This is a genomic window from Massilia violaceinigra (genome assembly GCF_002752675.1).
In the GTDB taxonomy this organism is placed as follows: Bacteria; Pseudomonadota; Gammaproteobacteria; order Burkholderiales; family Burkholderiaceae_D; genus Telluria_A; species Telluria_A violaceinigra.
Genome location: NZ_CP024608.1, coordinates 4929217 through 4953745, shown reverse-complemented (window position 1 = coordinate 4953745; position 24529 = coordinate 4929217). Strand labels below are relative to the sequence as shown.

The 24529-nt window shown below is 61.8% G+C and carries 10 protein-coding genes; all 10 read right to left on the bottom strand.

Annotated elements, in window-relative coordinates; genetic code table 11:
* On the bottom strand, positions 1-1392 hold the full coding sequence (locus CR152_RS21565) for an ANL family adenylate-forming protein (protein WP_099878344.1): 1392 nt from the start codon (positions 1390-1392) through the stop codon (positions 1-3).
* Between the two features lie 11 nt (positions 1393-1403).
* Complete coding sequence (locus CR152_RS21560) at positions 1404-2183, bottom strand: SRPBCC family protein (RefSeq protein ID WP_099878341.1); 780 nt, start codon at positions 2181-2183, stop codon at positions 1404-1406.
* A gap of 17 nt (positions 2184-2200) precedes the next feature.
* On the bottom strand, positions 2201-2953 hold the full coding sequence (locus tag CR152_RS21555; protein ID WP_157778645.1) for an SRPBCC family protein: 753 nt from the start codon (positions 2951-2953) through the stop codon (positions 2201-2203).
* A gap of 43 nt (positions 2954-2996) precedes the next feature.
* Positions 2997-4277, bottom strand: a complete 1281-nt coding sequence (locus CR152_RS21550; RefSeq protein WP_099878336.1) for a GMC family oxidoreductase N-terminal domain-containing protein — start codon at positions 4275-4277, stop codon at positions 2997-2999.
* Between the two features lie 27 nt (positions 4278-4304).
* Positions 4305-5630 carry a DUF1302 family protein gene (locus tag CR152_RS21545; protein ID WP_157778644.1) on the bottom strand — a complete coding sequence of 442 codons (1326 nt, stop codon included), beginning with the start codon at positions 5628-5630 and terminating at the stop codon, positions 4305-4307.
* Between the two features lie 12 nt (positions 5631-5642).
* Positions 5643-6542 carry an outer membrane lipoprotein-sorting protein gene (locus tag CR152_RS21540; protein ID WP_157778643.1) on the bottom strand — a complete coding sequence of 300 codons (900 nt, stop codon included), beginning with the start codon at positions 6540-6542 and terminating at the stop codon, positions 5643-5645.
* A 37-nt stretch (positions 6543-6579) separates the two neighbouring features.
* Entirely contained in the window at positions 6580-9144 is a 2565-nt protein-coding gene (locus CR152_RS21535; protein WP_208640171.1) for an efflux RND transporter permease subunit, read from the bottom strand.
* A 48-nt stretch (positions 9145-9192) separates the two neighbouring features.
* Complete coding sequence (locus CR152_RS21530; protein ID WP_157778642.1) at positions 9193-12609, bottom strand: beta-ketoacyl synthase N-terminal-like domain-containing protein; 3417 nt, start codon at positions 12607-12609, stop codon at positions 9193-9195.
* Positions 12610-12631: 22 nt separating this feature from the next.
* Positions 12632-23413: an SDR family NAD(P)-dependent oxidoreductase gene (locus tag CR152_RS21525; protein ID WP_099878322.1), complete on the bottom strand. Its 10782-nt coding sequence runs from the start codon at positions 23411-23413 to the stop codon at positions 12632-12634.
* Positions 23414-23929: 516 nt separating this feature from the next.
* Entirely contained in the window at positions 23930-24433 is a 504-nt protein-coding gene (locus tag CR152_RS21520) for a UpxY family transcription antiterminator (RefSeq protein ID WP_099878319.1), read from the bottom strand.
* Positions 24434-24529: the final 96 nt, after the last annotated feature.

The following is a 24529-nucleotide window of genomic DNA, read 5'->3' as shown; positions in this document are numbered from 1 at the left end:
TCATGCTCCGTGTGTGGTTGTTGCGGCTGATGGCTTATCGAGGCGAATCTTTTTGAAGCGTGCGCCGACCAGGCTGTCGTCATTGCCGATGGTGATGAAGCCAGGCACCTTGAACGGCGCCAGATGGCGCTGGCAGTGCTCGATGACGCGCTTTTTGAAGACCGCGGCATCCTCGGCGCTGTCCAGCAAAAACTCCGCCCAGACCATTTGCCCCACCACCGGGCTTTTCTTTGCCCGCACCAGCACGTCCCTGACGTTGTCGATGGTGAGGAGAAAACTTTCTATCTCGATCGGGAACACTTTTTCGCCGGCGACGTTGATGATTTCCGACTCGCGGCCCAGGATGTGCACGTAGTCGCCATCGACCTCGACCCGGTCGCCGGTGTTGTACCAACCGTCAGCATCGAAGGGGCTGGGCGCATTCAGGTAGCCCAGCATGGCTTGCTCGCTTTTGATCCACAGCACGCCCTCGCGCACCTGCACCTCGAAACCATCGCCGCCGATCTTCATCCATTTCGACGCCGAATCCTTCGATTTGGTAGCCAGGATGCCGAGCTCGGACAGGCCGTAGGTTTGCTTGAGTACCACCCCAGGCAGCGCGCCGTGCAGGCTGGCCAAGGTGGACGCCGGCATCGCCTCGGTGCCGTAGGTAATCACCCTCAAGGAAGACAGATCGTATTGCCGCTGCACGCCCGACATCAGCAGCATGGTCAGGAACGATGGCGTGGTCGGCAGCAGCTCGACCCGATAGGTGTCGATGCAGGCGCAGATCTCCTTGGCCTGGCGCGATGCGCAGGTGACGATGGTGCCGCCATTGAAGATGACCGAAAACAAGGTGTTCAGGCCGCCGATATGGTCGAGTTTGAGGAACAGCAAGGTACGGAACGATTCGCGCACCTTGCCGCGAAACTTTTGCGTCATGCGTTCGTAGTCGAGCAGCACGGCCTTGCCCTTGCCCGTGCTGCCCGAGGTAAAGATGACGAAGCCGGGCCGGCCAGCCGCCACCATCGGGTCGAGCAAGCCATGCAGCGTCCCCGGCGAGAGGTCGCGGCAACTGGTGGTGGCCGGCGTAATCTCGCCTGCAGCCGGCACCGTCACCAGCTTGGTGGCGCACACGGTGACCAGGCGCTCGTCGAACAGGCTGCGGTCGTCTTCCGACAGGGGAATCACGATGCAGCCGGCCTCCACCAGCGCCTGCAGCAACGCCACCACATCGATGTGGTAGTGCGAGACCAGCCCTACCCGGTCGCCCGCCACCACGTCCCATTGCGCAACGGCGGCGCGCCACTGCGCCACCTTGCCGAGGAAGTCCGCATAGGTAACTTCCCCCGATTCGTTGATGGCGATCAATCGTTGACCGAACTGTTCCAATCGTTCGCTTATCCAGCTCATCGCCGTCGTCCTCACTTGGCCAGGCCTTCATCAATGAAAGCCAGGCGCGCGTTGCGGTACTTTTCCTGGCGCAGCAGCTTGGGATTATCGATCGTCAGCATCTTGTGGATTTCGCCCGGCGCACCCAGGTTCAGCAGGAACTTGGGAAAGGCGCCGCTCATGTCCATGTCGTTGACGAATTCCACCTTGATGTTGCCGTCGCCAATGGGCGTGTAGCGCCACACGTTGTGCACGTGCGAAAGGCGCACGCAGCAGTCGTTCGGGGCGATCTTGTTCGGCACGGCGATGTTTTCCAGCGTCAGCACCTTGGTCGTGGGATCCTGGGTCAGCTGGCCCTGCAGCAAGATTTCGCGCGGCGAGAACGGCCCCGGCATGCCGAGCGTCCACATGGTCACGTTGCTCTGGGTTTTAGGGTCCCACTGCTGGAGAATCTTGTAGCTCAGGCAGCTCGGCACCCATTTGGCGCAGTCTTCCTGGATGCTGGTGTCGAGCAAGGGCGCCAGGTGATTGCTGAGGGTGAATTCCTTCGTCTGCATGACCGCCCGGATCTTGAGCATCGTCGCGCCCGGCGCCTTGAGCGTGTAGACCTGGGTGCCGCCCTCGTCGATCTTCAGCTCCCACTGGTTCGAACCGGACATCGTCCACAGCCAGTTGGCAATGAAACTGAGGGTGATCAGGAACGTCAGGCCCAGCACGGTGTTCTTCAGGTAACGCCGCAGTCTGGACGGACCTGCTTTGCGGGCGGCCGGAATGACGGGCTCGACCATCGTTGGGGTGATTTGCGCTTGCATGTTTTCTCCAGTTGGGTTTAGTCGGCGGACAGTTCTTCGATGTTGGCGAGGCGCGCATCACGGTATTTCGCCATGTTCATAAGGCCTTGCATGCCCAGCAGGATTTCGTGGGTGCCGTAGGTCAGCGCCGGGTTCGCCAGGAAGTAAGGCAAGCCGCCGATGTCGGTGTCCTGCATGAATTCGATGTCGAGTTCGCCGTTTTTCAGCGGCGTGAGGGTCCAGTGGTTATGCAGGTGGGTGATGCGCACGCAGCATTCGTCGCGTGGAATCCGGTTGGGCGCGGCGATGATGTTGATGTCGAGCTTCTTGGTGGCCGTGTCCTGCACGTGCTCCTGCATCAGCACGTATTCGCGCGTCTTGAGGCCCGGAATGTCGAATTTGAACTGCACGAAGGCCGCGTATTGATTGGGGAAGGTCGCGATCGGCTGGATCACCTTGGCGTCATAGCACTTGGCGTCGACACAGCTTTCCAGGTCTTCCAGCAGCTTGACCATGCCCGACAGGCTCGATTTGATGCGGGTGGTGGCCTTGATCCGCACCAGGTCGGTGCCGGGCGTCTTCATCGTCCACACCCGTACGCCTTCCTTGTCCATCGCCAGTTCCCACTGGTTCGAGCCGGAGCGGTTCCAGAGCACGTGCGACAGCGCCAGGATCACGGCCAGCGCCAGGAAACCGACCAGGGCGTAGCGAACGAATTTGCGTTTCCGCTTGGGGGCGGCCGCCGGCGCGGCGGCCGGGCTGAAGTCTTGCATTGGTGTCAACGTTTGCATTGTGGCTCCATGGTGGTCAATGAGGTGGGTGTGCCCGAACCGCTTACATCGCGGTCAGGAGATGCTTGGAGAGATACCGGCCCATGCTGACCAGGGTCACCGTGGGCGTGCCGCGCATGTCGTCGGGAATCACCGATCCGTCGCACACGTGCAGGTTGCGAAATTGCGTTTCCAGCTTGTGGTCGACATGCTCGCCGATGCTGACCAGGCCCCCTACCCTGCCGGCCGCTGTCAGGCCGAAGTCGACGATGTGTTCGGCGCCGGCCTGCTTCAGGATGCGGATGGCGGCATCCTTGCCCTTGTTGAGCCTGGCGATGTCTTCGTTGTCGAAGTCCTTGAAGAAGCGGCCGTCATCCTTCAGCCGGCCGCCCAGCTTGTCCTTGACCTTGACGCCGATGCCGATGCAGTCGGAAAAGCCCATCAGATGGCGCAGTTTCATGCCGCCGAGCATCATCGGCCGGTGCAGGGATTGGGGAATGTTGGCGTCGCCCAGTTCGATGCCGTCTTCATACTCGCAGCCCATGCTGCCGACAAAGCCGCTGCTGGCGTTCAGACCGGGGATCAGGCCGTAAATGGCGTAACCGGGGTTGCAGTAAAAGCCGCGCTGCCCGATGCCCTGCACGCCGCTGTCGCGCAGCAGCTTCGGCGTAGCCAGTTCGCCCGCCGCCACGACGATTTTCGTGCCGAAGGCGCGTTTGACCTCGGAGGCGAACATGCTTTTCTTGATCCGGTACTCGACGCCGACGGCCACGTTGTCTTCGATGATGATCGACAGGACCATGGCGCGGTTGATCAGCGTCGCGCCGTCGGCCACGGCGTCTTCCACGTAGCTTTTGGCTTTCCATTTGGCGTCGTACGAATAACCGGCGCCGCACTTGGTCACATCGACCAGCATGTCGTTCTTTTTCCAGGCGTGGCCGAGCGCATTGGCACTGTCGCGCAGTTTGATGGCTTGGGATCCGAGCAGCGAATCGGGCAAGGGAGCGATCGGCAATTCCTTGCGCACCGCGTCCAGTTCCTTCGACAAATCGATGCCGACTTTGCGAAAGGTGTCATCCTGCGGGTAGTTCACGACCCCGAAATACAGGCTGGTGGAGCCGCCGGTCGTCAGCGCCCGCACCGTCGACAGTTTGTCGTCGCCCAGGAAAACCTGGTCGGCGATGGTGGCAATGCCCATGAAGGTTTCCCTCAAGGCCGCGTTCGCTCCCCGTTCGAGGATCAGCACCTTCTTCTTTTGCCTGCTCAGTTCCCTGGCAATGGTCGCTCCGCAGGTTCCCGAGCCGATCACGATGGCATCGAATTCATTTTCTTCTTGGATCTTCATGTGTTTTCCTGGAGAGAATTGCGCCGTTTAAAATTGATACTGAACCCTGAACACGATCTGATCGCGCTGCCGGAACGTCACCAGCTGGCTCTTCGGATGCTGCGCATCGATCAGGTGGGCATCGATGCTGAACGTGGTGTTGTCGTTCCATTTGTACGATGTACGCAAGGACGACTGGATGCTCGAATACGGCCGCGAGCGAATGGTCAGCCAGTTGACCGACAGGTTGTCGTTCAAGAACAGGAAATTCGCATTCAACACCAGCGAATTGCCATTCTTCGGAATGCCCATGATCCGGTCGTTCCACGCGCGCACATGGCTGTTCACCGCTTCCAGGCCAATCGTGTTCGACTGCCCCAGCGCATACGTCACGCCGAGCGAGGAATCGACCATGTCGCGGTCCATCAACTGGCCGTTCATGTCGGCAAAGTCCTTCGGCGTCTTGTAACCGACTTCACCCTTCACCAGAAAATGCCCGCGCGTGTAATTGAAGGTGACTCCGGCCAGGCGCGTGCGCTGCTTCGAGCGCACTAACTCCATGTCGCCCGCTGCATTCATGCCGCTCACGCGCACGCCGTAGTTGTTGTCGATCAGGCTGGCGGCCATGAAGCTGATGTCGCTCTTGCCGAAGGTTTTCTTCCAGCGCATGCCGAATTCACGGTCCTTCGCGTCCGTTTTCTCATCGGTGATCGACACCGTGCCGTTGAACGGATAGGTGTCGTAGGCCGAACGGGGCGCCGCATATTTGTTGAACTTGGGCTTGGGCACATAAAACAAGCTCAAGTCCCCGTAGCTGGTGAAGTGGTCCACGCTCACCATCATCTGGCCGATGCGCGATTCCTCCAACGGCACCAGAAACAGTTCCGAGTAATTGCGCGGACTGACTTCATCGGTAATCGCCCCCGCTTCCGATTCGCCCCAGATGATTTTCTGGATGCCGACCTTGACGCTGGTCTGGCCGCCGGCCGCGCTGTACTGCAAAAACGCTTCCGGCGTCGTGGTTTCGAACAGGGTGCTGCGCTTGTCGGCGCGGGCGCGGTGGTCTTTCTTCCAGAAGCCGTTCAGTTTCGAATCGAGCTGCACGTAAAAACTGTCGAGGAAAAACTTGGAATACTCCAGGCGGAACCAGCTGCGGTTATTCACCACCTCTTTGTCGCCCCGCACCAGGTAAGCGCCCTGGTGGCCCAGGGTGGTGCGCAGGGCTTTGGTCGCCGGATTGGCTTTGTCGTCCCCCGACAGATCGATGTTTTCGGATTGCGCCGCATTCGCGGCGCTCGTTGCATCCTGCGCCAGCGCCACGGAACTGATGGCGAGACCGCAGGCCAGACAAGCTAATCGACAATGAACGTTCATTCAGCGACTAGCCTATTTAGCCAGTCGGGCGCGGTATTCGGCCAGGCTGCGCTCGCGGAAGGCGAAATCGGTCAGGCCACGCTGGCTGAGGAAATCGTCCGGCACCTCGGTGTTATGGCGCATGGCCATGTAATCCATCTGACTCACGCGCGACGACGAGCGGTTATTGATGACGACCTTGAGCATCACGTTCACGCCATCGATATTCTTGATGTCGGTCTGGGTGCGCTGTTTATGAATCTTGCCGTTGCGGTAAAGGTCTTCTTTCAGCGGCAAGTGGGTTTCCTTGTCGATCCACGAAATCACCTTGCCGTAGCTGGTTTTACGGCCCTTTTCCTCGGTCGGCATCATTTCGATGACCCACGCCAGACGGTTCTGGTAATTGGTCTCTTCCAGGATTTTGTAGGTGTATTCGTAGATTTTGCGGGCCTCGGGATTCTCGGTGGTTTCAACCGAGAACTCGGAACCGAACACGCTGCCGGCATCGTCGTCGCTGGCGATAACGCGATTGACCTTGCCCAGCGCCGGCAGATACAGCCAGTTATCGTTGTCGCGGTTACGTTCGCCGTATTCGTAGACCAGCAGGCTGGTGCCCTTGTCGCTGATCGGCTCGCGCACGATCAGCAGCGATTTATCGTTGTACTTACCGTCGACGACAGCGCCCTTCTTGATATTCTCGGCAACGACCACGCGCGGCTTTTCCGAGCACTTCACATTCCCGCCAACCAGCATGTACTTGCAGGTCGTGATCTTCACGCTGGCCAGCTGGGTCGAATAGGCGGTGCGGGTCGCGTGATCGACCTTTGCCATGATCGCATCGGCCGATTCGGCGGTGGCTGCCATCACGGGTGCCAGCGGAACGATTGCGGCGGCCAACAGGATGACGGGCAGATTCTTCTTGATGAATTTCATACAGTCCTCTTGATTCGGTATCGATGGGTCGGTGTGGTCAGTCGGCGCTGGCGGACGCCAGCTCAGGTGCGACGAGTGCGGACGTTGCGGCATCCCGGGTGCTGAATTTCAGCTTGAATACCAGGATCATCGCGGGAAGGAAAAACAGGTCGTTCAGCAGGCCGATCAGGATCGCCATCGAACCGAACAGCCCCAGATTGGCCATGCCGGTACCAGAAGCGAATGCCATCACGCCGAAGCCCAGGCCCAGGATCATGGTGGTGAAGACGATCGACTGGCCAGTATCGGTAATGGTGGTATGCAGCGCGCGCCGGATATTCCCGTCGATAATCACCTCGTTGCGGTAGCGCATGATGAAATGCACCGTATCGTCGACTGCGATACCGATAATGATCGGCGCGATCATCATGGTCGTGATGTCCAGCGGCTTGCCGAGCAGGCCCAGGGCGCCGTAGGCCAGGATCGCCGGAATCAGGTTGGGAATGAGCGCGATGGCGCCCGCTTTCACGGAACCGAACAGCATCAGCAAAATCACGCTGATGAGAATCAGCGCCAGCCCGAAACTTTGCAGTTCGGAGCGGGTCAGGTAATCGGCGCCCTGCATCATCAGCGCCAGCACGCCGGTAATCGATACTTCGGCTGTCGGATATTTGCCGCGCAAGGTGCCTACGGACTGGTTGATATCCTTGCGCATCGCGTCCCAGGTTTTCGCGTACTCGTAGGAGCCGGCGTTATACAGGCGCACACTGATGTGCGATTTGTCGAAGTTATCCGATACCAGCTTGCGGCGGTCGTCCGGATTGGACTGGTTGAACAGGAACAGCGTCTGCGATACCGTCGCCTCCTTGTCGGGAATGACGTACATCTCTTCCCTGCCCTCGTTCAGGGTTTTGTACGAGTGCTTGACCGTATCGACCAGGGACGTGGTCTTGACCACCAGATGGCCGTATTTGCCCTCGATGGTGCGCTGCAGCTGCTCCACCGTCCGCAGCACGAACGGGTCGTGGAAGGCGTTGTCCTTGCCCAGGTCGAGGAAGATTTCCATGCTCTGCGCGCCCATCATGTTCTGGTCCACAACCTGCACATTGCGGCGGATGGGCGAATCGAGCGGGAACGAACCGACAGGATCGGTGTCTACCTTGGTCAGCATGGAGCCGTACACGCAAACAGCGAACAGCGACACGAACATGGCAATAAAGGTCACCGGGCGCTTTTCGACGACCGGGAGCACTTTGTCGAGCTGGCGCGCCACAAAACCGGCGAAGTTGGGAATCAGGCGTCCGACGGCCGCGGCCAACCCTGCCCGGGGCGTCTGGCCGGCGTATGTCGGCGCCCAGATATCGAGCATCAGCGGCAGCAGATACACCGAAAACATGAACGGCAGCGCCACGCCCAGCGCGCACATCAGGGCAAACACCTTGATCGGCACCACCGGCGTGACGCTCAGCGCCAGCACCGCCACGATGTTGATCACGCTGGTCAGCAGGCAGGCCACGGCCACATGGCGAAAGCCAATGCGCAGCGCGGCGGCGTGGTCCTTGCCCTCCTTGCGTGCCGACAAATAGCCCGCCAGCACGTGCACCGTATCGGCCACCCCTACCGCCAGGGTCAGCATCACGGCGATCATCACGAACGAGGTAATCGGCAGGCCGAGCCAGGCGGTGATGCCGGTCATCCAGATCACGCTGAGGACGACGATCACGACCGGCCACACCACGGCGCTCAGCGAGCGGAACAGGAACCACAGCAGCAAGGTGATGATGCACAGGGCCGCCACATTGAGCATGCCCATTTCCATCACCATCGCCCAGTTGAACTCGGCCATCGCGGTACTGCCCACCGGGAAGTACTCGAAATGCTGCGCATAAGCCGGTTTGTGCAGCACGCTTTTGACCGCTTCCATCAGCGCAATGTAGTCGGGCATGTCGGTCGGCTTGAACTTGGGCCGGTTTTCCATGGCCACGGCGCCCGGATCGTCGAACTTCAGTTCGGAGAACGCCAGGTCGGACGTCGCCCCGGCCGACACGACCGGAATTGCGCCGAAGTTGGTCTCGACCATGATGCCGCCGTACTTGTTGTCTTTCGAGAAGTACAGCAGCGGAAAGCTTTTCTGCGACAGGGCGACCTTGCGGATCTCGTCGAGCTCGGCCTGGGTACCCGGTACGATATTGCCAACCAGCTTTTTCGAGATCAGCGCGTCCTGTTCGGCCCGCAAGACCGGTGCGTTGATCAGCGAAGTGACCTTGACCACGTGGTTCAGCGGCGAACTGTCGCCTTCCTTGACTGCCGCGACCTTGGCAGCAAGCTCGTCCTGCATCGCCTTGAGGGTCTTGAGCGAAGCTTCGGAGAACACATTGCCGTCTTTCGGTTTGTAGACGATATACAGATGGTCGTCGCTGCCGAACTCGTGATGGAACCAGTCGAAGGCGACGATGGTCGGGTCGTCCGCCTCGAACCAGCCTTCGATCGAGGCATCAAACTTGGCCCGGCCCAGGCCCGCGAACATGAAAGCCGTCGCCAGCACGAAGAACAGCCAGACGACATATTTACGCTTCCTGAGCTGGTCGGGAACGTTCCCGAAGTAAGCAATCAGGGTGTTCATCAAACGCTTCATCGATCTCTCCAAGAGGGTTGAACCAGACGCTTACAATCAAATGCTCACTTCCAGCTCGTCCACGGTTGTGGACTTGCCCGCTTTCCCCGCCTTGCCGCCAAGCGCATTGATCTTTCTCGCCAGCTCTTGCACGGAGCCTTTCTCGATCAGCGAGAAATGGTCGCCCTTCAAGGGGAAGGTGCGCACCGGCACGGGAACGAATTCGCCCCAGCCGTAGTCGTTCGGCACGCCCTTGAAACCGTCCATGGCTTTGAGCAGCACCACGTCCACCTTCTGGCCGAGCGGAACCGGCTGGTAGGCGCGGCAGGCGTACTCACTCGCCGTGGCCACGTTGAAAGTGGCTACGAATTGCTCGCGCGGCAGCTCGTGGCCGAGCATCACCAGACTGTCGTACAGGTAGTCGCTGCGCTCACCTTCGGGAATGCGCTTCAGGGTCTGGACGTCGAGTTCCACGTGCCCGCCGAGCGACGTGGCGAAATTCTTGAAGACCGCCACCACCATGTCTTCGATGGCTTGTCCGCCGCGCGCGGTGGGGCACAGGCTGTCGAGCAGGATGAGCGAGGCGACTTTTTCCTTGCGCGCCAGGAGTTGCCGCGCCATCTCGAAAGCGACAACGCCGCCGTTCGAGTAGCCCAGCAGCCGGTACGGACCGCGCGCCTGGACCGACTTGAGGCGTTCGATATTCAGTTCGGCAATCTCTTCCACGCTTGTCATCGGAGCGACACGGCCATCCAGGCCCACCGGTTCCAGGCAGTAGAACGGCTGATCGTTGCCCAGCGCGTGGCTCAGTTGTTGCAGCGACAGCGCGTTGCCGCCGGCACCCGGCATGGCAAAGATCGGCTCGCGCTCGCCCTTGCCCTGGATGGCGATCAGGATCTCGGACGGCGCGCGCGCCGGCGTCGGGCGGGCTGAGTCCGGGTAGGTGTGCGCCAGGTAGGCCGACAGTTGCGCTATATCCGGGTACTTGAAGACCTCGCTCGGCGACAAATGGCAGGCCAGCAGCGCGTCGATCCGGGCAATCAGCTCGGCGATGCCGACCGAACTCATTCCCAGCTCGATCAGGTTGGACTCCGCCGCGATCTGCTCGACCCGCCGGCCGAGCTGGCGCGCCACTTCTTGCTTGAGAAACAGCGCGATGGTCTGGGTGCGGTCCATCGGGCCGGATTCGGCCGCATCAGCGGGAGGCATCACGACAAGCTGCGCAGGCAAGTCAGCCACCGGCGCCGCCACGCTGTCGATCCAGTAGCGCTCGCGGGCGAAGGGATAGCCCGGCAGCGACACCGGACGCATGGATTGACCGCGCCATACCACTTCCCACGGCATCGCCACCCCGTTCACCCACAGCAGCGCGACCGGTTTCCATTGCCGGGTTTGGATTGCTTGCGTCAGGGGCGCCAGTGCCATGTCGGCTGTGATGAGGCTGGCGACCGGATGGTTGCTTCCCTGGCCGGCGCTGCCACGGAAGATGTCCTTTGCTTCCAGTCCCAGCGGCGCGCGCAAGCCCCCCTGCTTGACCAGTGACAGCTTTTCGATCAGTTCGGCGCGCGAGGCGGCGACGATGGCCAGGCGCTCGTCCATCGCTGCGCGTCCCATCTGGGCGGTGTAGACCATGCTGCCGAAGTCGCCATCGTCGCCGCGCGACAGGCAGGCGATGTACTCGTCCACACAGGCTGCAAGACGGTCGGAGTTCTTGGCGGAGAGCACGAACAGCTGTTTGCCATCGGCATGCCACATCGCGGCCGGACGGTTGGCGACATACTCCTCCAGCAGAATATGCACATTGGTGCCGCTGTCGGCAAAGGAATTGACTCCCGCCCGAACCGGCACGCCGGATTGGCGGATATCCGCAAATGGGATCGCTTTACTGGCGATATACAGTGGATGCGCGGCGTTCGCGATATCGATGAAGGAATTGACGGTCTTGCAGGAAATCGTGGCCGGGAAGATCTTGTGATGCAGCGACAGGGCCAGTTTGATCACATTGGTCACCCCGCTGGCAGCCTCCACGTTGCCGATGTTGCCTTTCACGCTGCCCAGTGCGCAGCGTTTTTCATCCTGCCGGCCGCTCTTGAACGCGTTCTTCACGCCTTCGTACTCGAAGGAATCGGCCCACTTGGTCGCATAACCGTCGACTTCGACGTAGCGTACGGTGGCGGGATCGATCCCTGCATTCACACTGCAGGCGTTAATAACAGCCGTTATCGATTCGTGCTTCACCTCGGACTGGCTGCGCGCCGCGCCGCGGAAGTTCTGGTGACAGCCTTTGATGACGGCGTAGATGCGGTTGCCGTCCCGCTCGGCATCTTCCAGGCGCTTGAGCACGATCGCCGCCACGCCTTCGCCACGCGTAAACCCCTTGGCGTCATTATCGAAAACGCCGCTGGTGCCGTCCGGCGAGAGCAAGCCGTACTGCGACGACGCAATGTAATCGCCCTCGAACAGGTTCAGCGATACGCCGCCGGCGACCGCCGCGTCCGATTCGCCGTTGACCAGCGAAAAATACGCCCGGTTGATCGCCACCGCCGACGAGGCGCAGTTGACGTTGAACGATTCGCTCGGCCCGCGCAGGTCGAAGGCGAACGAGACGCGGTTGGCCAGGTAATACGAGGGGCTGGACGAGCTGAACAGTGGGCCTTGTTTCGCATCCTGGTTTGCGCTCTTGCGCAACAGTTGCTCGTACTCCGAATACTGGTAGCCGACAAAGACACCGGTTTTCGAGCCGGCCAGGGTGCCCATGTCGATGCCCGCATCCTCGACCGCGCGGTACGCTTCCTGCAGCAAAAGGCGCTGCTGCGGGTCCATCATCGCCGCTTCCTGCGCGGAGATATTGAAAAACGCCGGGTCGAAGCAATCGACGCCGTCGATCAGGGCGCCCCACTTCGATACCGTCTTGCCGGGTTGCGGCGTGTCCGAATAGTGCTGGTCCCACTGCCAGCGTGATGCAGGGATTTCCCGCGCGCTGTTCTTTTCGTTCAGCAGGTTGTCCCAGAAGGCGCGCGCATCGGGCGCATCCGGCAGGCGGCAGCTGATGCCGACGATGGCCACATCCTGCGAGCGGGCCGGGGCGGCGGGCGCGTCCGCCACCCCGATGCCGTAATGGCGCAGCAGCTCACCCGTGTGATCGGCAAGCAGCGCGTCGGCCATGGCGTCGACCGAGGCCAGGCCCAGGTGCGACAGGTCGACCGCGTACTTGCGGTTGATGAAACCGAGCATGTCCGGGGCGGCATCCGCGCGCGGCAGCAGTCCATCGACCAGAGTGGCAAGGTCCGACAGGGTTTCGACGTCCACGAACAGCGCGGGCGTGAGCGCCAGGCCGAATTCGGCGTCGATGTTCTCGATCAGCTCCATCATGATCAGGGAATTGATGCCCATCGTCTCCAGATGCACATCGATATCGATCTTATCCCCAGGCAATTTCAGCGTCGCCTCGATGATGCTGATCAAACGATTCAAAACGTTAGCGTTGGACACGTGATTACCCCTTGTTTGAAGTTTGAAAGCGGCGCAAATCGGCCAGGACCAGTTCCCGCAGCTTGTCGGTCTGGATTGACGTCGCGGTGCCGGCGGCAGGCAGGCGCTGCGCAGCCGGCGCGGCGGACTGATCCGGGAACAGCAGTGTTTTCAGGCGCTCGACATGACCTTCCATGACCAGCGTCTGCCCAACCGGCAGCGCCAGGCTGCGATGGAAGGCGTGCATGCCGGTTTCGGTGCGCATGGGCAGCATTCCCGACATCTTGAGCAGCATGGCGCGGCTGCGCGCGTCGACCTGCATGCCGCCCTCCTCCCACAGCGGCCAGTTGATCGACACGGTGCGGCCGTGGCGCTGCTGCGCGTCGACCAGCGTGTTGCGGTATGCCGCGAATTGATCCATGAAGCCGTTCGCGGCCGCGTAATCGGCCTGGCCCACGTTGCCCATCACCGCTGTGACCGACGAGAACAGCACCATGAAGTCGAGTTCGATGCCGGCGCTGGCCTGGTCCAGATGAACGGTGCCGCCGACCTTGGGCGCCAGCACTTGCGCGAACTGCGCCGCCGTCTTGTTGACGATCAGGCTGTCGCGCGTGGCGCCGGCGCTATGAATCACACCGTTGAGCGCGCCGTACGTGGCCACCACCTCGGCGATGAGCGCCGTCACCTCGTCCTGGCGATCCAGGTCCAGCTGCCGGTAGGCCAGCTGCGGGGTGCCTTCCAGCACGCCGCGCTGTTCGTCGCCTGGCGCCGAGCGGCCCGTCAGCACGATTCTGGCGGTCGGGGCGTGCTCAAGGATTTCCCTGGCGAACAGCATCCCCAGACCGCCGAGGCCGCCGGTAATCAAATACACGCCGCCATCCCGGAATGCCATTGCCGGCGCACCGCGGTTCACCTGCGCCTGCCAGCGCAGCACGCTCTGGGCGGTGCGCTCGAACTTGAACAGGGATTCATCCGGCTGCGCCCTGCACACCAGCAACTGGCCGGCAACGGTGTCGTGGTCCGCCGCATCGGTCAGGATGACCTGGCCGATCAGGCTGGGGCTTTCCATGCGTGCGCTCTTCATCATGCCGGCCAGGCCCGCCATCAGCGCGTCCCGGTCCGCATGGCTCGCCAGCACCTGGAACAGCACCTTGCCCTTGGGCTTGGTCTTGAGGATCGCTTGCAGGTGCTCGAAGCAGGCCGAGGCGGTTGCGCTGTAGCGCTGCGCGATGTCCGCTCCGTCCTGCGCCGGCACACGGACCGCATCGACACCAAGCAGGGCAATGTCGAGCTGCGGCATGCCGCACACCAGCACCCGATGCATCTGCACGCCCGCCTGCACGCCGACGACCGCGCCAGCCGTGCGGGCCCATACCGGGCGGGCCAGCAAGCTGCCCACGTCCGGCGAGTGCAGCACGGCCACCGTCGGTGCCGGCTTCGGTGCCGCTTTCTCGACAGCGGCGGCAATCCAGTAACGCTCGCGGGCGAATGGATACGACGGCAGGCTGACGCGGCGGCGCTGGCCGTGCGGGTGGAGTTCGCTCCAGGCCACGTCGGCGCCCTTGACCCAGCCATCGGCCAACGATTCCAGGTCACCGCTTGCCGCTTCCGGCTTGCTGCGCTGTACACGGCCGCGATGAATGCCGGTGCTCGCGCCCTCGCCGAAGGCACGCAGCCGTTGCGTCAGTTCCGGTAACGAGCTGACAACGACAGCCATCCTGTGATCCATCGCATCGCGCCCGATTTGCAGGGTGTAGGCCAGGTCGCCCAGGTCGACCTCGTGTCTGGTCATGTGCGACAGCAAGGACGCGGCGCTGGCCTTCAGGCGCTCTTCGCTCTTGGCCGACAGCACCACCAGCTGCGGGCCTGCCTCGACCACGTCGCGCGATGGCGGAATGTATTCTTCCAGCACCACGTGGGCATTGGCGCCCCCCCAGCCGAAGGAACTGACGCCTGCGCGGCGCGGCAGCGGCAAGCCGTCCGGCCCGATTGGCGCTTCCCAGGCGGTTGTCTTGTCGACAATATAGAAGGGGCAGCCGCCCAGATCGATGTACGGGTTGAGCTGGTCGAAATGCAGCAAGGCAGGAATCTGGCGATGCTTGATCGACAGCAGCACTTTGAGCAGGCTGGCAATGCCGGCCGCAGGCTCAAGGTGGCCGATGTTGGTTTTGACCGAGCTCAATGCGCACGACGGTGCAGTGGGCGCTGCCTTGTTGTGTTTCTTGTACAGATCCGCGAAGGCCTTCTTCAGAGCCTGGATCTCGATCGGATCGCCCAGGCTGGTGCCGGTGCCATGGCATTCGATGTAGCCGACCGTGGCCGGATCGATCTGCGCCTTCTCGTACGCCTCCACCAGCAGCTCGGCCTGCGCCTTCGGATTGGGGGCCGTCAGCATGGTCACGCGGCCGCCGTGGTTCTCGGCGGTGGATTTGACGACGGCGTAGATCGGATTGCCATCGGCCTCGGCCTGCGCCAGCGGCTTGATGAAAATCGCCCCCGAACCCTCGCCACGGACGTAACCGTTGGCATCCTTGCTGAAGGTCTTGCATTTGCCATCGACGCTCAGCATGCCGGCCGAACTGAGCGAAATATGCCCGATCGGGGTCAGCATGACTTGCACGCCGCCCACGATGGCCATGTCGCTGCTGCCGGTGTGGATCGATTCGATGGCGCGATGCAGCGCAATCAGCGAACTGGAGCACGCTGTATCGAGCGGCGCGCTCGGGCCACGCAAGTTGAACAGGAAAGAGACGCGGTTGGCCAGGATCGAATGCGAGTTGCCGGAAGCGGAATAACCATCGAGCGGCGACTTGTTCTCGGCCAGCACGTCGATATAGTCCTTGGCCGACGCACCCACGAACAGCCCGGTTTTGGTTCCGGACAGGTCCGACACCTTGTGACCCGCGTCCTCAATCGCGCTCCACACGGTTTCAATAAAGATGCGTTGCTGCGGGTCCATCATCTCCGCCTCGCGCGGGGTGATGCCGAAGAACAGCGGGTCGAATTTATCGACCTCCTTCATGAAGCCACCCCATCTGGAGTTGGATTTATTGACTTCCTTGAAGGGGTTGCCGTCGAAGTCTTCCCAGATCCAGCGGTCGCGCGGGATATCGGTGACCATGTTGCGGCCGTTTTTCAGGTTGTCCCAGAACTCTTCCATGTTGGCCGACTGCGGCATGACGCCGCCGATGCCGACGATGGCAATGGGCTCGTTGGCAAAGCGCAGCGCGCGCGACAGGCCGCTCGGTGCGGCCGACGCCGCTGCGGGCGCTTCCCAGCCCTTGTTGATCGCGAAAACGCTCGCGCTCTCGGCGCGCACCTCGACCGGCTGCGGAACCGCCGCCGTGGCGGGCGCCGCGCTGCCGTGTACCTTGGCGACCGCATCCTTGTAATCGCTGGCCAGAACCTCGGCGATGGCGCGAATTGACGGATATTCGAAGAACATAACCGGATTGATATCGAGCTGATAACGCTCATTGATCACGTTGGCAAAGGTCGCCAGGCCGATCGAGTCGAAGCCCAGGTCGAGCAGGATGGCGTCCAGCGACAAATCGTCGGCGCCGATCTTGAGCAGTTCCATGACCGTGGCGGACAGCTCGCCGGTGACCAGCGCACCCAGGTCGCCCTGCACGGGTTGCACGCTGGGCGCAAGCGGCACAGGCGCGGCTTTCCTGGTGATGCCCCAGGCCAGTTCGATCTTTTCGCGCACCCCTTCCAGCACCGCGATGTGCGGTTGGGGCATCGACAGCGCACGCAGGAAGGCGTCGAGGCCGACTTGGGTCCGCAGCGGGACGATGCCCAGGTTCTTCTTGAAGAATTGTTCGGTCTGGGCATCGAGTTTCATGCCGCCGTCGGCCCACAGCGACCAGTTGATGCTGACCGTGCGGCCGCTCCGCTCGCCGCTGGCACGCAATTGCTCGCGGCGGGCCGCGAAACTATCCATATAGTGGTTGGCGAAGGCGTAATCGCATTGGCCGGCGTTGCCGCCCACCGCTGCCAGCGACGAAAACAGCACGAAAAAATCGAGATCGTCGTTGCGGGTCGCCTCGTCCAGATGGAAGGTGCCGTACACCTTCGGCGCGAACACGGCATCCATCTCCTCCCGGGTCTTTTTCCGCAGCAAGGAATCGCGCAGGACGCCGGCGCCGTGAATGATGCCGTTCAGCGCGCCGAAACGGGCCTTGGTGTCGGCGATGAGCTGCCCGACCTGCCCGGCGTTCGACACGTCGGCCGCCACGTACATGACCTGCGCGCCAAGGCTGCGCAAGGTGTCGAGCCGCGCTTCCTGCTCATCCGACAGGCTGGAGCGCCCGGTCAGCACCAGCCTTGCCTTGCATTCGTTGGCAAGGAACTGCGCGAAAATGAGTCCCAGGCCGCCCACGCCGCCGGTGATCAGATACACACCGTTCTGCTTGAGGACGATGTCAGGCGCGTTTGCCGGCGCCGCCGGGTCGAGTTTTGCGAGCACACGGGTGGACCTGACGCTGCCCTGGTAACGCACGGTGATGTCGTCCTGGGCGCCCGCATGCAGTTCGGCAAGGATCGCCGCCAGCGTTTGATCCGCGTTGACGCCTTGCGTGTCGATGTCCAGCACCTTGCAATCCATCTTGGGATTTTCCAGACGCAAGCTGCGGGCGAAACCGTTGACGGCGTCGTTATGGGCGCTGGCGCCGGCATGCAGGTACAGCATCTGCACCTTGCCCTTGGGTTTCTGCTCGATCAGGGCCTGGCAGGCCGACAGGAAGCCGTGGACGCCAAGGTCGAGCGCCTTGCCCAGTTGTTGCGGCGCAGTAGGTTCCGCCGCTTCCGGCCAGGCGTAGCACATCTTGTCGGTGGCGAAGCTGGTCCGGTTCAGCGCCTCGAACAGGCGCGCGAAATCCTGGCGCTCACGCGGATTGACCCCGTAGGTACCATTGCCCAGGTCCTCGAAGCGCTCGCGCGGCAAGACCAGCACGGTCTTGATATTGCGGCCAAGGCAAGCATTGCGCAGGCGATCGCTGGTATCGAACAGCAGCAGCGCCTGAACGTCGCTGGCTGCCGGAGCCAGCGGCGCCGCCTGCCAGGAGTGCGCGTAGTACAACTGGTCGTACGCCTCTTCGGCCTGCGCCGGCGCCGGTTTTTCGTGGACGCTGGTTAAGGACACGCCGACCGATTCGCGGATGCGCGCCAACACCTTGCCGTTCTCGTCGACGATGGTCACGTTCTCGCGCGAGACGGCTGAGCCCGCGCCGCGCTCGCTCTTTACCTTGGTCAGGTAGCTGTAACAGGTGCGCGTGAGCGGAAACAGCAGCTCGACCTCGCCGATCGAGTACGGCACCTTCATCTCGCCCGCCTCCGCGCCGAACTGGGCCATGACGCCGGCCTGCATCGCCGCGTCGAGCACGCAGGGATGCAGCACGAACTCGTCGAAATCGGCACTGCGCACGTCGGGAATCGTCAGCAGGCCCAGCACTTCATCGTCGTTTTTATAGACTTCCTTCAACACCTGAAAGCTCGGACCGTAATGCATGCCCATGGCATCGAACAACGGATACGCATCCTTTGCCACGATCGGGTCGCCACAGCGGGCCCGAATGGCATCGATGTCAATACAGTCCGGCAACGAAGCGCCTTGATCGTCCGCCGCGTACACCAGCTTGCCTTGAGCATGCAGCCGCTTCTTGCCGGCAGCCTCGCTGAACACCTCGAAGAGCACCGCGTCGGCACTGGGCTTGAGCTCGACAAAGGCTTCCGTCGGCAGTGCGCCCTCGACCGCGAGCGGGCTGACCCAGGTGACATTGCGGATCTTGCGCACCTTGCGCCCGGTGGCGATTTCGCCCGCCATGCGCGCCAGGTCCAGGTAAGCGGTACCCGGCAAGGTCGGCACGCCGGACACCACGTGATCGCGGATGAAGAACTCGCGCGCATGGAATGTCTTTTTGAACAATTGGCGCTGGAAGGTCGACTCATTGCTGTCAATCATCGGATGCAGGCTGGGCACCGCCTGCGTTGACAGCACGGCAGGCGCGGCCTTGCCGGCACCGATCCAGTGGCGTTTGTCGGCGAACGGATAGGTCGGCAGGGACGTCCGCTTGCCGCCAAACTCCGCCAGGCCGCGGCAGTCGGACAGCAAGCCGTCGATCCACAGCTGCGCCAGCTTGTGCGGATCGCGGCTTTGCGACAGCAAGGCGACGAACAGTTCTTTTTCGGCGCGGCTGAGCAGCTTGGTCACCCCATCCGCATTTTTCGCGTGGCCGGACAGGATGTCGCCGTCTTTCTTCCCATCCACGAACAAGCCCAGCTTGGCGATCAGCCCATCCAGGCTGGAGGCGACCACCGCCAGGCGATGTTCGAAGGACTTGCGGCCATCCTGCAAGGTGAAGGCGATGTCGGCCAGGGCAGCCTGGTGATCGTCGCGCTGCAGGTGGGTACGCAGCCGCGCCGCCATCTCGCGCAACTGCTCATCATTGCGCGCCGACAGAGGGAAAATCAGGCTGCCATCGATGGCCGGCGTTTCCCGCTCAGGGGCCGTGTACGCTTCCAGCACGATATGGGCATTGGCGCCGCCGGCGCCGAAGGAACTCAGTCCGGCCCGCAGCGGCTGTTTGATGCCGTCGACTTCCTTCTCGTTCCATGTTTCCAGGCGGCGCTGGACGTAGAACGGCGAATTCTTGAAGTCGATAAATTCGTTCAGTTCGGCGGAATGCAGGGACGGCGCCAGTTGGCGGTGCTTCATCTGCAACAACACCTTGCACACGCTGACAACGCCGGCGGCCGCTTCCAGATGGCCGATATTGGTCTTGACCGAGCCTATCGGACAACTCTGCTTTGGGACATCGTGCGCTGCGAACGCCTTGGTGAGCCCGGCGATCTCGATCGGGTCGCCCAGCTCGGTCCCGGTGCCGTGCGCTTCGATGTAGGCGATGCTGCGTGCATCGACGTTGGCCTTCTCCAGCGCAGCGGCGATCAGCTCGCCCTGGGCCTTGGGATTAGGCACGGTGTAGCCGCTGGTTCTTCCGCCGTGATTGACGACGGCGCTCTTGATCACCCCATAAATATTGTCGCGGTCGGCAATGGCCCGCTCGAGCGGCTTGATGAGGATGGCGCCGACGCCCTCGCCTGCCACATAGCCGTTGGCGCCCGCGCCGAAGCTGCGGCACACGCCATCAGGCGACAGTGCGCCGCCGGCGTTGTTGACGTCGAACTTGTGCTGGTGCAGGTCCAGGTTGACGCCGCCGACGATGGCGCTGGTGCAGTCGCCGTTACGGATCGCTTCGCACGCCAGGTAGATCGCCGTCATACTCGATGAACAGGCGGTGTCGACCGTCAGGCTCGGACCGGTCAGGTTCATCCAGTACGAAACGCGGTTGGCGATACTCCAGAGGAAGGAGTTCGGATTCAGGTGGTTGCCGGCAATCTTTTCCTCGACGCCAGCCATCTGGTACATGGCCCACACGGCGCCGACGAACACGCCGACGTTCCGCGCGCCATCTTCCTGGGACATGATTTCGGGGTAGTACCCGGCGTCTTCCAGGGTTTCCCACGCCACTTCGAGGAACAGGCGTTCCTGCGGATCGAGAAATTCAGCCTCGCGCGGCGAGATATTAAAGAACAGCGAATCGAATTTGTCGACATTGTCGACAAAGCCGCCGCGGTAGTCCTGGGAAAAGGGATTGCGCAGGCGGCGCGCGCGGCGCTCGGGCGGCAGGTCGCCGACGCAATCGACGCCGTCTTTCAGGTTGTCCCAGAATTGCGCCAGGCTGGTCGATTTGGGGTAGCGGCCGGCCATGCCGACAATGGCAAGGTCGCCTACCTGGCTCTGCGTCGGCGCCGCCTTGGGAGCGCGTGCCTTGGGCTGCGTGGGCAGCAGCGACAGCGCGGGCAGCACGGGGCCGGAAGCGGCAGGTGCTTCTTCCTCGACAGGGTCGACGGCGCCGTGGTAGCGCACCAGCTCGTAATGGTCATGCACGCCGCCGAAGGACTCGGTACTGGACGCCGGCAATGCCAGCTCGGGAATATTGCTGTTGTCGCGGAACAGCTGGACCAGGCGGGCGGCGATATCGTCGGCCTGCTCCTTCTTGAGCCCGACCGGGATCGCCAGGCGCACCTGTCCACTGATCGGACTGTGGCTTTGCATGCCGACGCTGTGCGCCCCGCCGCGGATGCCCGTATTAACGAACAGCCAGGCCAGGAACGACGGCACCGGATGCGCGAAACCAGCGAAGTGCGGCAGCCGCTTGACATCGATCACCACGCAATGGGCGCCGGCCGGGCGAACTAATGGCACCCGTTCGTTGTCCAACGCTTGCCAGATCGTTTCGACCGCGCGCATCCTGCGCACGACCGAGGTTTCGATCTGCCTGCGGTTTTGCAGCGACAAGGCAACTAGTTTCTTCTCGATCACGTTGAGGCCGCCGCCTTCGCGCCGCATCAGGTCCTGAAGCGTGCGCAACAGGGTTTCATCGTTGGTGGCGATCAGGCCGCCCTTGTTGACGCTGAAGTCCTTGGCCAGGCTGCCGATGACGGCGTCGGCGTACGACAGGAGCTCGGCGGCGACATCGAACAATGCCCTGCCGGCACAGGCGGGGTCGCGTTCGACGAGAAATTGCGCGTTTTCCAGCACGCGGGTGCCGTCGATCACGAGGGCAATCGCATGCGGCGCAAGCAAGTCCTTGACTTGTCGGAGATGCTCGATCGAAACAGGATGTCCACCGGCCGAGTTGTCGCTCACTTCAACGCAGGCATAAGCGATCTGGTCGGCATGGGCGGCGACGTACGCTCGCAGGGCATCGACGTCCAGCTCGGACTTACGCGAGTCGTCGGAATGGGCGACGAAGACCGATGGATGCGCCAGCTCATGCGGCGTATAGCCTTTGTCGATCTGGTGGTAGATGCAGGTTGGGAACAGCAGGTTCTGGACGACGACACCCTTTTTCGGCCAGGCTTTGCAGAACAGGTGATCCGCGCTGCGGCCGGAATCGGTCAGCACGAAGTACTTGAAGGGAAAGACGGAACGCAAGCTGTCATCGACATTGGCCGGCTGCTGCAGTTGCGTGTGCAGGTGCGCCATCTGCTTGTCGATGAAGGCGGCGCGCCCGAGTTGCGCCCAGGAGTCGGTTTTCAAGTCGTATTCGACCTGATCGGCGGACATGTTGAGCGGGTTGTAGCCGCACGCGGCAAAGTCGGTCGACGCTACCGGTACTGGTGCTGCCGCGGTCGTTGCTGCGGCCGATGGCTTGACGGTCGCGGTAACAGGTACTGCCGTGCTGCTGGACGGCGCCGCGGCCTTGCCTGCATGCGCGGTATCGGCGTTCTGGTTCTCCGCTTCCGACGTCTGGGCCTTGGCCGGGTCGGCGATCATCATGATGAGGTCGATCACGTTGTCGCCGCTACCGCTGCCGACCGGACGGCACAGATAGATAGTGCGGTTCTCCGGACGGAATTTGTTTTTGAATTGCAGATTGCCGTCGTCGCTGAAAATGTTTTGCTTGTGCAGGTCGTCAAGGATGGCGTCCACCGCCGGGTCCGCGTGCGGCGACGTCTCCAGCCGGCAGCCGTAGGTGCCGCCCAGACTGAACATGCCACAGCCTTCGGCCTTGAGCGTGTCGATGATCCGGGCGATCGCGTACTCCAGGCCGCCGAGCGGCATGTCGTCGCCGTAGAATTCGAGGTCCATCAGGTAGCCGTTGAGCGAGGCGCACATCGCGGAAATGAGGATCACATTTTGCAGCTTGCCGTCCAGCCAGGTCAGGAAGATGCGGTGTTGCGGGTGCAAGGTGCCGGCCAGGATTTCTTCGCGCACGATATGAATCAGCGGATTGACCATGGTTTTGGCGGCGCACCAGCGGTCGATCACGGTGGCGATGTCGCGGTCGATAGCGGGATCGCTGCCGCAGGCGTATTCCACGGTGCGGCAGGCGCCGGCTTTTTCGAATTTGGCGACCTGGTAGCGCAGGCGCCGCGTGGCCCCGCCGTCCAGGGTGAAACTGCCGATGTCGAGCACGCGCTGCAAGGCGCCGAACGGGGTCGAGGAAAACGCCATGCCGTCGATCTCCGGGATGGGCGCATCGCCGAAAATATTGAGCTGAAAATTTTTCTCGGCGCAGTAGCGCTGCATTTCGGCGGCGATCTCGGCGAAGTACGCTTCCGGGCCGGTGTAGGCGTACACAAGAATGATGTTATTGCTGCGGCTATAGTTGAAGTAACCCTTGCGCGCACTGCCGATGAACAGATTCGGGGCGATATTGCGCGTGCCGCGCGACACGCAGCCTTCATTCTTGTAGCGCTCGAACAAGCCCGCGGCCAGGGTCGCCAGCGCCGGGTGCTTTGGCAGATCGGTTTCGAGGACGCGCACCGGCACCGCGGATGGCGCGGACGGCACGCTTGCTGGCGCCGCCGGGCGTGCCCATGCCTGCACCGGAACCGGGGCCTGCAACACTTTTACAGGTCGTGGAGAGGGCATGGCCGCTCGCGAATCGGGAGCGCTTCCACCCCGAACTTTTTCAGGCACGGCCAACGCCTTGGCAGGCGAGCCAACGCGGTTCTGCTTGCCGGTGGAGAACTTGTCCTGGAGGGTATCGCCGTGCTCATCGACGAAGTAGCGCGCCAGCGAATCGACGTTGAAATTTTCGAATAGCAGCGTTTTCGGCAGCGTCCCGAAATCCGCTTCGAGCGCCTTGATGATCTTCAAAATTCTGAAGGAATCAATTCCGAGTTCGCCGAACGGCGCGGCGGTATCGAAATTGATCCCCAGCGACGCCGACGTATCGGCGATCAGGGATTTGAGGTGGGACTCGGTATATTCGAGCAGCATTTCTTGGCTAAGCATTTCATCTCCGGCGGTAAGGCGGACATACGAAAACTCGAAAGAAAATCGTTGGAAGTACAGGGTGGCGTCGGGAAGGTTGGCTCAGCGGATGCTGCTGGCATCACACTCCCGCTGCGGCGCAGTTTCCTGGCACAGTTTCCTGCTCTCAACGGTAAGATAGTTGGACTTGACGATCTACTGCGGTTGCGCGACTGTGTGAATCGATCGCAGGAACGGTTCATCCACGCGCTTGAATTGTCCTCGTCGAGGTCAACTACGGTGGATGAGACCGCTACAACGAGGGCGGTTAAGTTTCATCCGGGCAGGCTCCGCCCTTTCGAGTCCATGCAGGATCTGTGCGGGGAGCCGATGACGGCGTTCACTTCCGGGCAGGCTCCGCCCTTTCGCGTGCATCGCTGCACTGGGCGCGGAACCAGCTTATATAAATAGAATGACCACTTCATTACTTGGGAGATTATTCATCCCGTCACCTTCGCCTGAGGTGAAGCCCGGTGCGCCTGGGAAAAGCGATTGCGTTTACAGCACGTCGATGGCATCCCGGTCGATATCGACGCGCACGCTGCTATTGAGCATCTCGATATTGACGACCAATAAGTCCTGCGATTTCACCGACACCAGTTCGCCCTCCATGCCCGCCAGGGGACCGGCAACAATCCTGACGCGTTTACCGGCCATCAGTTCCGGGTCGACCATCAGCGAGATGCCGCTGTCGACCAGGATCTTGACCGACGCCAGATCCTTTTCGGGCAGGCAAGCCGGTTTGTTGTCGGCTAAAACTAATCCGCACGAGCCTCGGATATAGCGCATGCTTTCAAACTGCGCAGGCGTCGGCCGCACGAACACATAGCCTGGAAACAGCGGAAACTCCACCACCCTGCTGCGGCCTTTCCAGGACCGGACCAGCTTGCATTTTGGCAAATATGAAGTGATGAGCTTCTGCTGCAGGAAGCTCTCGACGACGCTTTCGTGACGACTTCTCGTACGAAGCACCAACCATGGATCGACCCTGACTTCGCTCATTCGGTTTTCTCATATGTACATGCGAAAACTCATCAAATCATGTTTCAAAGATTTTTGTCAATTAAAAATGTTGCACTATCCTTAATGCATAATCTC

Coding starts and splice junctions, on each gene's coding strand:
- CR152_RS21565 (WP_099878344.1), bottom strand. CDS start 1,392: ATGAGCTGGATAAGCGAACGATTGGAACAGTTCGGTCAACGATTGATC.
- CR152_RS21535 (WP_208640171.1), bottom strand. CDS start 9,144: ATGAACACCCTGATTGCTTACTTCGGGAACGTTCCCGACCAGCTCAGG.
- CR152_RS21525 (WP_099878322.1), bottom strand. CDS start 23,413: ATGCTTAGCCAAGAAATGCTGCTCGAATATACCGAGTCCCACCTCAAA.
- CR152_RS21560 (WP_099878341.1), bottom strand. CDS start 2,183: ATGCAAGCGCAAATCACCCCAACGATGGTCGAGCCCGTCATTCCGGCC.
- CR152_RS21550 (WP_099878336.1), bottom strand. CDS start 4,277: ATGAAGATCCAAGAAGAAAATGAATTCGATGCCATCGTGATCGGCTCG.
- CR152_RS21540 (WP_157778643.1), bottom strand. CDS start 6,542: ATGAAATTCATCAAGAAGAATCTGCCCGTCATCCTGTTGGCCGCCGCA.
- CR152_RS21520 (WP_099878319.1), bottom strand. CDS start 24,433: ATGAGCGAAGTCAGGGTCGATCCATGGTTGGTGCTTCGTACGAGAAGT.
- CR152_RS21555 (WP_157778645.1), bottom strand. CDS start 2,953: ATGCAAACGTTGACACCAATGCAAGACTTCAGCCCGGCCGCCGCGCCG.
- CR152_RS21545 (WP_157778644.1), bottom strand. CDS start 5,630: ATGAACGTTCATTGTCGATTAGCTTGTCTGGCCTGCGGTCTCGCCATC.